Origin of the sequence: Spirillospora sp. NBC_01491, assembly GCF_036227065.1 — a bacterium.
Classification (GTDB): domain Bacteria; phylum Actinomycetota; class Actinomycetes; order Streptosporangiales; family Streptosporangiaceae; genus Spirillospora; species Spirillospora xylanilytica.
Genome location: NZ_CP109432.1, coordinates 3801316 through 3815415 on the forward strand (window position 1 = coordinate 3801316; position 14100 = coordinate 3815415).

Sequence of the window (14100 nt, forward strand, 5' to 3'; positions counted from 1 at the left end):
CGCCGCTGTCCGAGACCCCACCACCTCTCCGGCCATGCCGGCCAGTAGAGCCGAGTAGCCCATCGGGCCGAGCGTGGTCGCTTGCGCAACTCCCTCATGGCTTCGAGCTCCGACGCGAGCCGCCCGAGCATCAGCCGGGCCGTCATGGGGTCGTCCCCACCGTCCGGAGCGCGCTCTTCACCTGAAGCACGGCCTCGGTCGGGTTGTCGGCCTCGCACAACCAGACGGGACTGTCGCCCCAGGTGAACCAGCAGCGGTCGCCGTCGCTCGCGCGGCGGCGGCACCCGACCTCCACCCCGCGAGAGCCCGCCCCCGCCGTCACACGCACGAGCCGCTCACCGAGCCTCTCGACCGTGAGCTTGTGCCCTTGCAGCATGACCGCCAACACGGTCGCCAACGCCGCCTCTTCCGATGGGGCCAGCTTGGGGGCATCGTTCTGAGGAGCGTCGGCCGCCGTGTCCTTCGTCATTTTGCGCCGCCCGATCCCTTGCGGCGCTGCACGTAGCGGCGGACGGCGGGTAGGTTCAGCGGCCCGTCCGTCGCCAGCTCGGCGACCGCCTCCATCTCCGGCCTCAGATACTGCCGCGGAGCGTTCTCGACGTTCTGGAAGACCGAGATCACGCACGTCTCCTCCCATCGCCCCACTGCCTTGGTCGTGATGCCGATGAGGGCGGACGCCTCACGCCCGGAGATCCATGGGCCCTCAGCGGAGGTCATGCCGTTGGCCTCGGCGACTTGGCCGAGTTGCCTGCGCGGATACTTCGAAATCGTCAAGGTCATGACGCTGCTTCCCCTCCATCTGGGTCCTGATCTGGTGTGCTGCCGCGCTCACGCCGTTCGCCGGCCAGATGGCCTTGCCACTGCGCAGGTAGACGAACCACCACACGCCACGGAAATAGACGAGCCCGATAGTCACCGCCCATTCCGGCGCTTTCACCGGGACCACGTCCAAGGCCACGTAGCTGTTGATCACGGTGAACGCCGTGATCAACCCGGGAGCCCGATCGAGCTCCCGCGCGAGGCCGCCGAGGAGCGCGACCCGCTCGCTCTGCGGGATGACCGTCTCGGGCGCGCGCATCCGCACCACTGCGGGCGAAGGCTGCGAGGCGCGGTGTTCTGCCGAACCACGTGTGTGGGTTCCCACGACTCACACTCCCGGCGCGCTGTTGTTGTCTGCGGGCTTGGTGATCGCCGCTATCTCTTCGCCGTGGTCGACGGTGTCGCTGCAGGGCATGTCGGAGTTCATGAAGCGTCCTCTGTTTCGGTGAGTGCACCAAGTGGATCCGGGCGCTCGGGGATGACGGCGTCGTACGGCACCAGTAACAGGCTGTTTGTGAACTTCTAGCGGGCCTGCCGTCGATATGGTTCACTGCTTAAACGTTTACTGTGTTGCTCAGCGTCGCCGTCTCTGGACGAACGGTCAACGATCTATACAGAAGGGGTATGAGCTTCAATCAGTTCCTCCACTGAGTGAATGTTTGACCTAACTGATCGGGGAAGCTGCCGCAGTGGAGAAGGGACGCGCATGGCGGGACTGAGCGCCAACGACATCGCGGCGGTTCTGCGAGATCGAATCCTCAGAGCAGACTCGCCGTACCCGCGGGGATCGGACTTCCCGAGCCAGCGGACACTCGCAGCCGAGTTCGGCGTGAGTGACAGCACCATCAACCGCGCGCTACAAGGGCTGCGCAGGCAGGGCTTGATCAGCCTCGGACAAGGACGAAAGACAAGGGTGACGTACATGCCACAGATCACCAGGGACGCACGCGACCGGTACACCGAGCCGAAGCGCGCCGAGGATCGCGGCGGCTTCGCCGCCGAAGCACGCCGTCAGGGGATGACGCCGCGCTCGGAGACCACTGTGCGCCGAGAGGTGCCCCCGCCCAGGGTCGCCGAACTCCTGGGCATCCAGCCGGACAACGAGGTACTCGTCCGCGATCGCGACATGTACGCGGACGACATTCTCGTTCAGAAGGCCCCGTCCTACATCCCGGGCGACATCGCCTTCGGCACGCAACTGGAGGACCTCACCCAGCCCACGGGCGGGATGCTCACCAGGATGAAGGAGCTCGGCTTCGAGGAGATCTACGCGGACGAGTACCTCACGCTGTCCCGGCCCCCCACGGGGAAGGAGCTGGACTACTTCGGCCTCCAGGACGACCAGCCGGTCTTCGAGCTTTACCACGTCGCCTACGACGCCACCGGTCGCGCGGTCGAGGTGTCCTGGCATCGTGGCCCGGTGCACCTCTGGGGCGAGTTCGTCTACCGCGTCCAGATGAAGAAGCCGTAGACCACGTCCACGGCGGGGGACCTGGACCTCTGACCGGCTCGCGGCGGCCCCGGCGGGTACTCCTGCCGGGGCCGCCGTGTGTCCAGGTCGGTCCGCGGGCCGTGAGGACCGGGGCCTGTCCGTGGTGCGGGCCAAGGGCTGCCTGTCACCATCGGGTGACTCACTCTCGCCGGGGCGGGAGCGGGTGGTACAACCGTTGCATGAAACGCAGTGACGCGGCCGATATGCGACAAATGCCGGTCCTGTCGAAACGGCTGAAGAAAATGGCGAAGCACAAGAAAGAAGCGGAATGTTCGCCGTGCAACGGCAAGGGCGGGAAGTGGGAGTCTGACGACGGCAACAAGATCTGGAGGCCGTGTGCTCTGTGCAACGGGACGGGGAAGCAGTGAACGCCCTTGACGTCATCGCAGCCGTTCCCAGGGAACCGTTCATCCCAGATTTGATCTTCGTACGCGACGAGGTGGGCCGGCTGGTGCCGCTGCACCGCTCCGATGATCCGGAGCAGTGGCGGGAGCAGGTAGAGGCGGACGGCCCTATCGTGACTCGGGTCGAGCCTGATCCTTTCCTGCCCGCCGGGGTGTGCGACCCGGCGACCGGGAAGGGGATGATCTCCACCGGTTCCAGCAGCGCCCCGTTCATCATGGCCCGCCTCATCGAGGCCATGGAACTGGAGGCCGGTATGCGGATTTTGGAGATCGGCACTGGCACCGGCTACAACGCCGCCGTCCTCGCCCGGCTCGTCGGGACGGGGAACGTCATCAGCGTCGAGATAGACCCGGTGGCCGCGGCACTGGCCCGGGAGGCGTTGAACTCGGTCGGCCTCCCGGTGAAGGTGGTCGCCGGGAACGGGGAGGCGGGTTACCCGCCGGGGGCGCCCTTTGAGCGGATCATCGCCACGGCGTCCGCTCACACCGTGCCTTACGCATGGGTCCGGCAGGTCCGGCCAGGCGGGCTGATCGTTGTTCCGCTGGCGCCGACAGTTCATCCCGACTGGCCCCTTGCGGCACTGCGGGTCCGAGACGACGGCACGGCGCAGGGACGGTGTGTCGGCCCCTCGCCGTTCATGCCGCTCCGTGCCCAGCGCGCGAGCGCGCGGAGCGTCCAGGACGCGGAGGAACGCTGGGAGGCGGCCGGCAGGCCGGAGCCGACCCGGTACGGCATCACCGTGTCCCCAGGGGGACAGCGCATCTGGCTCGACTCGTCTGGTAACCCGATCGGCTGAGCCGCTCAGGAGGGGGTGGCTGCGGCCAGTGCGCCTGCTAGGACGAGCCGGCCGCCGGTGCGGACCATCGCGGTGACCTCGTCGACCGGGCGGTGCAGCGAGGCCAGGCTGACCAGCGCGGCCAGCAGGATGTGGCCGAGCACGATCTCGACGTCGTCGCGGTCGGGCACCGGGTCGCCGATCGCCGCCGACAGCCGGTCGCGGACGAACAGGAACAGCACCGTGCGGGCGGCGTCGACGCTGGAGTCGTCCGAGGTCACCGCCTGGATGATCGCCGAGGTGAGGGTGCGCTCGGACGCCGCGACCTCGACGATGCGCTCCATCAGCGCGGTGAGCCGCTCGACCGGGGTCTCGCCGACCGCGAGGGCGTCGATGTCGTGGGTGATGCGGTGCGCCCAGGTCGCGGCGACCTCGGTCAGCAGGTGGTCCTTGGTGGCGAAGTAGCGGTAGACGGTGGCCCGCGCCACGCCCGCACGATCGGCCACGTCGTGCATGGTGACGGCGGGGTACCCGCCCTCCAGGGCCAGGTCCCTGGCCGCGTCGAGCAGCCGCTCCCTGCGGGCCTGCTGATCCTTGCTCAGCGTCCGCGTGACGGTGATCCGCACATCGCCGCTCAAGGCGTCCTCCTCGTGGTGGCGCTCCCATCCTCTCGCACATTCGATTCTCGCGAGCGAACCTCCATGTTACGGACACACGGCCTATCGCTTGCTTGGGTGCGACGTTAATCTAGACCGGAGTCTCAGACTAGGAGGCCCCCATGACACCCTCCCCTCTCCCCTCTCCCGGCACGGCCCTGCGCGGCACGGGCGCGCTCGTCACCGGCGGCGGCAGCGGCATCGGCCTGGCCTGCGCGCGGCGGCTGGCGGCCGACGGCGCCGACGTCACGCTCTGCGGCCGTACCGAGTCGCGGCTCAAGGAGGCCGCCGCGGAGATCTCCGCCACCACCGGCGCGGCCGGCGTCCGGTACGTCGTCGCCGACGTCACCGACGAGGAGCAGGTCGAGGCGGCGGTACGGGCCGCCGCCGCGCCCGCCCCGCTGCGCGCCGTCGTGCACAGCGCCGGCGGCTCCACCTCGATCGGGCCGCTCCCCCGGCTCGACACCGACGCGTGGCGGGCCACGCTGGAGCTGAACGCGACCGGCACGATGCTGGTGCTCAAGCACGCGTCCCGGCCGATGGCCCGCGCGGGCGGCGGCGCATTCGTCGCGATCTCCTCCATCGCCGCGTCCAACACGCACCGGTGGTTCGGCGCGTACGGGGTGTCGAAGGCGGCGGTCGACCACCTGGTGCGGCTCGGCGCCGACGAGCTCGGCCCCGCCGGGATCCGGGTGAACGGGATCCGCCCCGGCCTGGTCCGCACCGAGCTGGTCGGCGACCTCGCCGAGGCGGGCCCGATCCTGGACGACTACCTGGCCTGCATGCCGCTCGGCCGGGTCGGCGAGCCCGACGACGTCGCCGCGGCGGCCCGGTTCCTGGCCGGGCCCGAGTCGTCCTGGATCACCGGGCAGGTGGTGAACGTCGACGGGGGCCACCACCTGCGCCGCGGCCCCGACTACCGGTCGATGTTCGAGCCCATGTTCGGCGCGGACGCGCTGGGCGGGGCCGCCCCCGAGGAGGGATCCACGTGACCGGCCCGGACCTGCCGTCGATCGACCTGCTCGACGGTGAGATGTACGCGACCGACCCGTGGACCGTCTACGCCCGGCTGCGCGCCGACGCCCCCGTCTATCACGACGCGGCGAACGGCCTGTGGGGGATCGCGCGGCACGCCGACGTCTTCGCGATCGAGCGCGACCCGAGGACCTGGACCAACTCGGGCGGCTACCGGCCGCAGCTCCCGTCCGACCCGTCCATGATCGGCCTGGACGATCCCGAGCACATGCGCCGCCGCCGCATGGTCTACCAGCGGTTCACCCCGCGCGGCGTGGCCGGCTACGCCGACCGGATCCGGTCCACCGCGGTCGAGTGCATCGAGACCGCGCTGGAGGCCGGGACGGTCGACGCCGTCCCCGCGCTCGCCGCGCCGCTGCCGGCCCGCGTGATCGGCTGGCTGCTCGGCTTCCCCGAGGAGGCGTGGCCGCAGCTCGTGCACTGGTCGGAGACCGCGGTGTACGCGGGCGGCGGGCGCCGCTACGTCACCGACGAGGCGACCCTGGCGGTCGGCGAGTTCGCGCTCGCGGCGCTGGAGATGGCCAAGGAGCGCCGCGGCTGCCCGGCCGACGACCTGCTGTCGGTGTGGTCGAACGCGGGCGCCGACCCGGCCGGGCCCGGCTACGACGACGAGCAGCTCGCGCACGAGGCGCTGCTCCTGCTCGTCGGCGGCGCCGAGACCACCCGCACGGTCATCGCCACCGCGATCGACGCGCTGATCCGGCACCCGGACCAGTGGCGGCTGCTGCGCGAGGACCCCGGCCGCATCCCGGACGCGGTCGAGGAGTTCGTCCGGTGGACGACCCCGATCCTCAACATGTGCCGGGTCGCCGCCCGGGACGCCGAGGTCGCCGGGGTGACGATCCCGGCGGGCGGGCAGGTCCTGCTGATGTACGGCTCGGCCAACCGGGACGGGGCGGTGTTCGACCGGCCGGACGTCTTCGACGTCACCCGCCCGCCCGGCGACCACATCGCATTCGGGCTCGGCCCGCACTTCTGCCTGGGCGCCTCGCTGGCCCGGCTGGAGCTGCGGATCTTCTTCGAGGAGTTCGTCGCGCGGGTCGGGTCGGCCGAGCGCGCCGACGACGAGGGCCCGCGCATCCTGCGCAACGCGTTCGTGCGCGGGGTCACCGCGTTCCCCGTCGCCCTCACCCCCCGGGGCTGACCCCCGGGCCCCTCCCCCCCTTCGCATCGAGGAGGCCGATCGTGCGGTCGTTCAACCTGGCGGACCTGTTCGAGGTGGTCGCCGACGCCTGCCCCGGCCGGACCGCGCTGGTCGCGGCGGGGCCGCCGGGCGCCCCCGCCGCCCGGCTCACCTACGCCGGGCTGGACGCCCGCGCCAACCGGGTGGCGCACCACCTGCGCGGGCAGGGCGTGGGCCCCGGCGACCACGTCGGGATCCTGGCCCGCAACCGGGCCGAGTGGCTGGAGGCGATGATCGGCTGCTTCAAGCTGCGCGCGGCCCCGGTCAACGTCAACCACCGGTACGTGGCCGGGGAGCTCACCCACCTGCTCGGCGACGCGCGGTGCGTCGCGCTGGTCGCCGAGCGGTCCTTCCTGGACGCGGTCGAACGCGACCGGCTGCCGGGGCTGCGGCACGTCCTGGCCATCGACGGCGACTACGAGGACGCGCTCGCGGCGGCGTCGCCGGAACGCGACTTCGGGCCGCGGTCCTCGGACGACCCGTACATCCTCTACACCGGCGGGACGACCGGGCTGCCGAAGGGCGTGCTGTGGCGCTGCGAGGACATCTTCGTGGCGGCGATGGGCGGCGGGAACTTCGGCGGGACGCCGGTCGCCGATCCCGCCGAGCTGGCCGCGTGCGCCGGCCGCGATCCGCTGTGCGCCCAGGTGCACGCGCCGCTGATGCACGGCGGCGGCCAGTGGATCACCTGGATCACGCTCACCACCGGCGGCACCGTGGTGCTGTGGACCGGCCAGCACTTCGACGCGCGCGGCGCGCTGGAACTGGCGGCGCGCGAGCGGTCGCAGATCCTGATGCTGGTCGGCAACGGGATGGCGGCGCCGGTCGCGGCGGAGCTGGCCACCGGCGCGCACCGCGACCTGGCGGTCTTCGCGTTCGGGTCGGGCGGAGCGCCGCTCTCGGCGGCGGTCCGCGACCGGCTCACCGCCGCCGTCCCGGGCGCGTACGTGTCCGACAACCTCGGCGGCTCGGAGACCGGCGCGATGGGCACCGCCGAGGGCGACGGCCGGTTCCGGCTCGGCCCCGAGTTCGCGGTGCTGGACGGCGACCTCGGCCCGGTCGGCCCCGGCGAGGAGGGCGTCGTGGCCAGGACCGGCCACATCCCGTCCGCCTACTGGGGCGATCCGGAGAAGACGGCGGCCACCTTCGTCACCGGCCCGGACGGGCGGCGCTGGGCCCTGCAAGGCGACCACGCCCGCGTCGTCGGCGACGGGACGGTCGTGCTGCTCGGCCGCGGTTCACTGGTCGTCAACACCGGCGGCGAGAAGGTCTTCGCCGAGGAGGTCGAGACCGTGCTCCGCGCCCATCCGGCGGTCGCCGACGCGATCGTGGTGGGCACGCCGGACGACCGGCTCGGCCACCGCGTCACCGCCGTCGTCCAGCGGGACGACGGGCCGGACGCCCCGGCGGCGGACGCCGAGAGGCTCGCCGCGCACTGCCGGGAGACGCTGGCGGGATACAAGGTGCCGCGGACGTTCCACTTCGTCGGCGCCGTGCAGCGCACGCCGGTCGGCAAGCCCGACTACGCCTGGGCCCGATCGGTCGCCGAACCGGCCGCCCGATCCTGACGCCGGCCCCGCGCCCCCGGCCCCGCCCTCGCCGTCGCACCCGTCCGCGTACCCGTCCGCGTGCCCGCCCTCGCCCTCGGACCGACGGCCCGGCCGCCCGCCCCTGACACGGGCGGCCCGGTCGTCCGGTCCTGGGCGCGGGCCCGCCCGTTCGGTCCTCCCGGACTGGCTGTGCCGGGAGGACCGGACGGGCCCGTGCGGGCGGGTCCTGGGGTGCTCGCCCGCGTCGTCCCGGTCAGACGACGTCGAGCTCGCGGCGGCGGGCCGACCACTGGAGGGAGTGCCGGATCGCGTCCTCGATCGTGTACTCGGGCTTCCACCCGAGCAGCTCGTGCGCCTTGGCCGGGTCGACGTAGGCGCCGACGACGTCGCCCGGCCGGGCGGGCGCCTCCTCCGCCTGGAACCGGTCGCCGACCACGCCGCGGAAGGCGTCGGCCAGCTCGCGGACGGTGGTCCCGTCGCCGGTGCCGAGGTTGATGACCTGGTAGCCGCCGGGCCCCCCGGGCCGCGCCGGCGGCGGGACGATCGCGTCGAAGCGGGCCGCGGCCTCGGCGAAGGCGCGGGCGATGTCCCACACGTGGATGTAGTCGCGGATCGCGGTGCCGTCCCGGGTCGGCCAGTCCACCCCGGTGATCTTGAACGGGACGCCCAGCTCGTACGACTCGATCATCTTGCCGAGCGCGTGCGTGGGCTTGCTGCTCTGGAGCCCGGTGCGCATCCGCGGGTCGGCGCCGATCGGGTTGAGGTAGCGCAGCGACACCACCCGCAGCCCGTAGGCCGCGCACAGGTCGGCCAGCAGCAGCTCGGCCATCATCTTCGAGCGGGTGTAGGGGTTCTGCGGTTCGAGCCCGGACTCCTCGGTGACCGACAGGTCCGGGCCGGGGCGGTACATCCCGGCGGTGGACGCGAAGATCATCCGATCCGCGCCGTTGCGCACCAGGTGCCCGGCCAGCTCCAGCGTCTTGGCCAGGTTGACCTGGTAGTACCGGTGCGGGTCGGTCATCGAGTCGGGCACCACGATGAGCGCGGCGCAGTGCACCGTCACCCCGATGTCGGGATGGTCGCGGAAGATCTGGTCGAGCAGCGCGCCGTCGCCGATGTCCCCCGTGTAGAAGATCTTCCCGGCGGCGAACGCCGCCCTGCCGGTGACCAGGCTGTCGAGCACCACGGGGGTCACCCCCCGCTCGGCGAACGCCGAGGCGATCGTGCTGCCGATGAACCCGGCTCCCCCAGTGATCAGGACTTTCATGTGGCATCCCCTGAGCCGTCGCGTCCCCTGTAGTCGTCCCGCACAGCTTCGGCAGGCCCCGTCGGGCGGTCAACGGCGCGTCCGGCCGCTGACCGGGACCGGACGCGCGACAACCGGGACGGCCCCCCGGGCGTCCGCGCCCGGCTCTTCCGCCGGCCCCGCCCGCGCGGCCATCGGCGCGCCCTGGGGCCGCGACGGGCGGGTCCGGAACCGAAGTACAGCGTTTGCGGGATCCGCCGGGGCCGTCCGGCGGTCATCGTCGGGGGCATGCGGCACATCCGGGTCCTCATCGTGGACGATCACGCACTCTTCGCCGAGGCACTGTCCGCCCGGCTCGCCAGGGAGCCCGACCTCGTGCTCCTGCCGGTGGCCGCCGACGTCCGGCGCGCGCTCGCGCTCACCGCCACCGAGCGGCCGGACGTGCTGGTCCTGGACCTGACGCTCGGCGCCGAGAACGGGCTGGACGTGCTGGACCGGGTCCGCGAGCGGCATCCCGAGGTGCGGGTGGTCGTGCTGACCGCGACGGACGGCGTGGACGCGATGGTGCGGGCGGTGCGGCGCGGCGCGGTCGGCTGGCTGCCCAAGACCGAGAGCGCCGAGCTGGTCGCGCGGGTGATCCGCTCGTCCGCCCGGCGCGGCGGCTGGATCCCCCCGGACCTGCTCGGCGAGGTGCTGCGCCGGCTGCTGGCCGCGGGCCCGGAGCCGAGCGGCGGCGCCCGGCTGCTCGCCGAGCTCACCCCGCGCGAACGCGAGGTGCTCCAGTGCATGGTGGACGGGCTGAACCGCGCGGAGATCGCCGACCGGCTCGGGCTGTCGGCCAACACCGTCCGCACCCACACCCAGAACCTGCTGGCCAAGCTCGACCTGCACTCGGCGCTGGAGGCGATCACCCTGGCGATGCGCGCTGGGATGCGGCCCGGCCGCCAGGACTGATCCCCTCCCGGCCGGGGCGCCGCGCGGGCCGTCCTGATGCAAACGACGTAGCGGGCCATCGTCTCGTTGGGCGATTCGCAGGTGAGTCGCACGTTCTTACGCTCGGCCTGACGAAGCCGGAGGGAAGATCGTGGAGATCGACGAAGTGGCCGCCCGCGTGGTCCGCACCTACTGGGCGCTCCTGCTGATCATGACGGTCCTGCCGCTGCTGGTCGTGGGGTTCGCGCTGAACGGGCAGGATCCGCCCGCGGCGGCCGGGACCCGGATCCAGGCGAGCAGCAAGGCCACCGACGCCGCCCCCGGCGACGCGGGCGTCAGCATCGTGGTGAGCCAGGTGAAGGCGTTCGCCACCAGCCGCAACCTGATGGACCGGGTGCTGTCGGAGCAGCGGCTGACCCGGTCGCCGGCCAAGCTGGCCAAGGCGATCTCGGTCACCGGCCTCGGCACCTCCACGGTGGTGGAGCTGACGGTCAAGGACACCGACCCGGACGCGGCGCGGCGGCTCGCCGACGCGCTCGCCGCCGCGGTGGTCAAGGAGATCAACGACTCCAACCAGGGCTCGATCACCAAGCAGATCGACGCCATCGACAAGCGCGTCCGCGACCTGGAGGGCCGGCTCGGCCCGCTGTCGCGCCGGGCGGGCGCGGTGCCGAACCCCGACATCGCCGCGGGCAACGAGCGGGAGCGGGTGCAGGCCGAGCTGACCGACCTGCGCAGCAGCCGCAGCGAGCTGCGCACCGAGCTGTCGGCGACGGGCACGGCGACGGTCGTGCAGCCCGCGGTGCTGGCGCCCAAGGACGACCCGGTCGTGATGATGGCGGCGATCGCCGGGCTGGTCGGGCTGGTCGCGGGCATCCTCATCGCGGTGGTGCGGGAGGTGTTCCGGCCGACGATCCCCGGGCAGCAGCGGGTCGCCCGGCGGCTCGGCGTGCCGCTGCTCGGCTGGGCCGACCGCGGGCCCGTCGAGATGGCCGCGCTCGGCCGCCGGGTGCGGCTGGCCGCCAAGCGGGAGGGCGTCGCGCAGGTCACGCTGGTTGGCGCGGGCGGCGGCCCGCTGCCCGCCGAGCTGGTCTCGGCGGTCGCGGCGGCCGTGTACGGGGACGAGACCAAGGTCGTCCCGTCCCGTCCCGCCCGGCGCGCGGACCCGTCCGGCGGCGGCGTCCCCGGCGGGAAGTCCGGGACGGGACGGGGCGGTGGCGGCGCGACCGGCGACGGCGCCGCCCCCCGGACCGCCAGGGTCAAGGACGAGGACACGGCCACGGACGCGGACGCGGGCACGGACGCCGGCGCGGGGGCCGCGTCGGTCAACAGCGACGGGCCGAGCACCGGGAGGAGCACCTCGGTGGTGCGGTCCGGCGCCCGCACCGCGGTGATCCCGAACAAGCCCGGCGGGGTCGCCGCTCCCGCCGGGACGGCGCGGGCGGTCCCGTTCCGCACCGCGTGCCACGTGCACGCCTTCGAGGACATCGACCCGGGTGCCGACGACGAGGTCGGCGTGGTCGCGGTGGTCGGGCCGGTGACCACCGTCGCGGGCCTGGAGTCGGTCCGCGACCTGGTCGCCGCGTCCGGCTGGCCGCTGCTCGGGGTCATCGCCACATCGCGACGGATCAAGGGGTAGCCGCATGAGCCAGAACACCGTTCCGTTCACCGTCCCGTCGTTCGCGGGCGAGGTCTCGGACGCCGTGGTCAAGGTGTTGGACTCCGGGTGGGTCACCACCGGGCCGCAGACCGCCGCGTTCGAGCAGGACTTCGCCGACCACCTCGGCGCCGCGCACGTGGTCGCGGTCGCCTCCTGCACCACCGCGCTCGAGCTGTGCCTGCGCGGCATGGCGCTCCCGCCGGGGTCGGCGGTGCTGACGCCGAGCCTGACGTTCTGCGGGGCGATCAACGCGATCCTGCATGCGGGGCACCGGCCGGTGCTGGTCGACATCGACGCCGGCACCCTGGTCCCGAGCCCCGGGACCGTCGCCGCCGCGGCGGCGCGGGTCGCGCCCGCCGCGATGATCGTGCAGAACCAGGGCGGCTACCCGGTGGACGTGCCGGCGCTCGCCGCCGCCGCCGGGCTGCCCGCCGACCGGGTGGTGGAGGACGCGGCGCACGGCCCCGGCGCGGGCCGCGGCGGCGCGCCGGTCGGGTCGGCGTCGTACGCGGCCTGCTTCAGCTTCTACGCCACCAAGAACATGCCGATCGGCGAGGGCGGCGCGGTCGCGACCTGCGACCAGGAGCTGGCCGACCGGATCCGCGCGATGCGGCTGCACGGGATGAGCAAGGACTCCTGGCGCCGCTACCTGCCGGGCGGGAGCTGGCGGTACGACGTCAAGGACATCGGGCTCAAGGCCAACATGACCGACATCCAGGCGTCCATCGGCCGGGCGCAGCTCGCCGCGCTGCCCGGCTGGCAGGTGCGGCGGGCCGAGCTGGTCGCCCGCTACGACGAGGCGCTGCGCGACCTGCCCGGCCTCGTCCTCCCGCAGCGGGAGCTGGACGGGATCCAGCACGCCTGGCACCTCTACCAGGTGCGGGTCCCGGACCGGGACGCGATCATCGGGGAGCTGGACGCGGCGGGGGTGGCGACCTCGGTGCACTTCATCCCGGCCAACCAGATGACCTCCTACCGGGAGATCCTGGGCGCGGCCGAGTGCGCGTCCGTCCCGGTCACCGACCGCGTCGGCGAGGAGCTGCTGTCACTCCCGCTGTACCCCGGGCTGTCGGCGAGCGGGCAGGACCGGGTCGTGGCCGCGCTCACCGAGGCCCTGCGGACCCGGGGCTGACCGTGCGATGGCTCCCGCGGCGCCGCGCCACCCGCGTCCCCGCTCCCACCCCCGCCCAGGCCCCGGCACCGGCACCGGCCAGCCCGCTGGCCCTGCTGATGGGCCGCGACGAGGTCGCCCTCTCCGGGCAGCGCGGGCGGCGACTGGTCCGGGGCCGGCGGGTGCTGGTCACCGGCGCCTGCGGGACGATCGGCTCGGCGCTGTGCCACCAGGTCCAGCGGCTCGACCCGGCCGCGCTGTGCCTGGTCGACAAGGACGGCGTCGGGCTGGCCCGGCTCGGGCACGAGCTGGCCGCTCGGATGGACGGCGACCTGGTGAGCTCCGCCGAGGCGGACGTGCGCGACCCCGCCCGGGTCGACCGGGTCGTCCGGGACGCCCGGCCCGACCTGGTGTTCCACACCGCGGGGCAGAACGAGCTGGCCAAGGTGGAGCAGGACCCGTGCCGGGGCGTGGCCGACAACGTGTTCGGCACCCGGCACGTGGTCGACAGCGCGGTGCGGCACGACGTGCAGCGGCTGGTGCTGGTCTCGTCCGACAAGGCGGCCGACCCGACGTCGGTGCTCGGCGCGACGATGCGGCTCGGCGAGCTGCTGCTCCAGACCGCGACCGGCGGCCCGACCTGCTTCGCGGCGGTCCGGGTCGGCAACGTCATCGGCGGGCCGGGGTCGCTGCTGAGCGTGCTGGCGCACCGGATCTCCTCCGGCGAGGTCGTCGTGATCACCCATCCGGAGGTGACCCGGCACTTCATGACGATGGAGGAGGCGGCCGGGCTGCTGCTGGAGGCGGCCTCGCTCACCGAGGAGGCCGAGACGTTCGTGCTCGACATGGGCAGCCCGGTGCCGGTGATCGAGCTGGTGCACCGGTACGCCGAGCAGCTCCGGCTGCCCGAGGTGACGATCCGGTTCTGCGGCCTCGGGCCCGGCGAGAAGCTGGCCGAGAAGCCGTTCTCCGACTCCGAGCGGCGGATCCGCACCGCCCATCCGAAGATCTGGGCGACCCGCCCGGCGCCGCCGCCCGCGGGGCTGCCGCAGCTCCTGGACGCGCTGTCGGCCGCGGCCGGCTCGGGCGACGCGGGCCGGGTGCGACTGCTGCTGCGCCGGCTGCTGCCCGAGTACCACCCCGTCCGCCGCCCGCCCCCGCAGGGCGACCCGCCCGCCGGGTCGTCCCCGCTGTGCGAGGCGGGCTGCTCCCCCGATCCGCCCGGCCTGTGAGGT

14 protein-coding genes and 1 pseudogene are annotated in these 14100 nt (G+C 73.3%); 10 read left to right on the top strand and 5 right to left on the bottom strand.

What is annotated here, in order from left to right; genetic code table 11:
* Positions 1-142: 142 nt before the first annotated feature.
* Genes OHA34_RS17705 through OHA34_RS17715 form a run of 3 tightly spaced genes read right to left on the bottom strand, consistent with a single transcriptional unit; the run spans position 143 to position 1078 of the window.
* Positions 143-469: a hypothetical protein gene (locus tag OHA34_RS17705; RefSeq protein WP_329522240.1), complete on the bottom strand. Its 327-nt coding sequence runs from the start codon at positions 467-469 to the stop codon at positions 143-145.
* Complete coding sequence (locus OHA34_RS17710) at positions 466-717, bottom strand: hypothetical protein (RefSeq protein ID WP_329522241.1); 252 nt, start codon at positions 715-717, stop codon at positions 466-468. Before OHA34_RS17710 ends, OHA34_RS17705 begins: the two co-directional genes overlap by 4 nt.
* Positions 704-1078, bottom strand: coding sequence for a hypothetical protein (locus tag OHA34_RS17715; protein ID WP_329522242.1), 375 nt, complete (start codon positions 1076-1078; stop codon positions 704-706). Before OHA34_RS17715 ends, OHA34_RS17710 begins: the two co-directional genes overlap by 14 nt.
* A 447-nt stretch (positions 1079-1525) precedes the next feature.
* Here OHA34_RS17715 and OHA34_RS38540 point away from each other — a divergent pair.
* The 3 genes and pseudogenes from OHA34_RS38540 to OHA34_RS17725 form a co-directional block, all read left to right on the top strand.
* A pseudogene (locus OHA34_RS38540) lies at positions 1526-1723 on the top strand (GntR family transcriptional regulator); the annotation flags it as partial.
* Positions 1724-1741: 18 nt separating this feature from the next.
* Positions 1742-2290: a UTRA domain-containing protein gene (locus tag OHA34_RS17720; RefSeq protein WP_285942288.1), complete on the top strand. Its 549-nt coding sequence runs from the start codon at positions 1742-1744 to the stop codon at positions 2288-2290.
* 439 nt (positions 2291-2729) lie between these two features.
* On the top strand, positions 2730-3512 hold the full coding sequence (locus tag OHA34_RS17725) for a methyltransferase domain-containing protein (RefSeq protein WP_329522243.1): 783 nt from the start codon (positions 2730-2732) through the stop codon (positions 3510-3512).
* A gap of 5 nt (positions 3513-3517) precedes the next feature.
* Here OHA34_RS17725 and OHA34_RS17730 read toward each other — a convergent pair whose 3' ends face one another.
* Entirely contained in the window at positions 3518-4129 is a 612-nt protein-coding gene (locus tag OHA34_RS17730; RefSeq protein WP_329522244.1) for a TetR/AcrR family transcriptional regulator, read from the bottom strand.
* 140 nt (positions 4130-4269) lie between these two features.
* On the opposite strand from OHA34_RS17730, the gene OHA34_RS17735 reads away from it, so the two are divergent.
* From OHA34_RS17735 to OHA34_RS17745, 3 genes are read left to right on the top strand one after another with little or no spacing between them, the layout of a single operon-like run.
* On the top strand, positions 4270-5139 hold the full coding sequence (locus OHA34_RS17735) for an SDR family oxidoreductase (protein WP_329522245.1): 870 nt from the start codon (positions 4270-4272) through the stop codon (positions 5137-5139).
* Positions 5136-6326: a cytochrome P450 gene (locus tag OHA34_RS17740; protein WP_329522246.1), complete on the top strand. Its 1191-nt coding sequence runs from the start codon at positions 5136-5138 to the stop codon at positions 6324-6326. The genes OHA34_RS17735 and OHA34_RS17740 overlap by 4 nt, the downstream gene beginning before the upstream one ends.
* A 41-nt stretch (positions 6327-6367) precedes the next feature.
* Positions 6368-7933, top strand: a complete 1566-nt coding sequence (locus OHA34_RS17745) for an AMP-binding protein (RefSeq protein ID WP_329522247.1) — start codon at positions 6368-6370, stop codon at positions 7931-7933.
* Positions 7934-8168: 235 nt separating this feature from the next.
* On the opposite strand, the gene galE is transcribed toward OHA34_RS17745, so the two are convergent.
* Entirely contained in the window at positions 8169-9182 is a 1014-nt protein-coding gene (gene galE / locus OHA34_RS17750) for a UDP-glucose 4-epimerase GalE (protein WP_285942293.1), read from the bottom strand.
* Between the two features lie 267 nt (positions 9183-9449).
* Here galE and OHA34_RS17755 point away from each other — a divergent pair, with 267 nt between their 5' ends.
* The 4 genes from OHA34_RS17755 to OHA34_RS17770 all read left to right on the top strand — a co-directional run bounded on the left by OHA34_RS17755 (position 9450) and on the right by OHA34_RS17770 (position 14097).
* Complete coding sequence (locus tag OHA34_RS17755) at positions 9450-10115, top strand: response regulator (protein WP_285942294.1); 666 nt, start codon at positions 9450-9452, stop codon at positions 10113-10115.
* A 130-nt stretch (positions 10116-10245) separates the two neighbouring features.
* A complete protein-coding gene (locus OHA34_RS17760; protein WP_329522248.1) occupies positions 10246-11733 on the top strand; it encodes a hypothetical protein in 1488 nt (495 codons plus the stop codon).
* A 4-nt stretch (positions 11734-11737) separates the two neighbouring features.
* Positions 11738-12886 carry a DegT/DnrJ/EryC1/StrS family aminotransferase gene (locus OHA34_RS17765; protein WP_285942296.1) on the top strand — a complete coding sequence of 383 codons (1149 nt, stop codon included), beginning with the start codon at positions 11738-11740 and terminating at the stop codon, positions 12884-12886.
* Positions 12887-12888: 2 nt separating this feature from the next.
* Complete coding sequence (locus tag OHA34_RS17770) at positions 12889-14097, top strand: SDR family NAD(P)-dependent oxidoreductase (RefSeq protein ID WP_329522249.1); 1209 nt, start codon at positions 12889-12891, stop codon at positions 14095-14097.
* Positions 14098-14100: the final 3 nt, after the last annotated feature.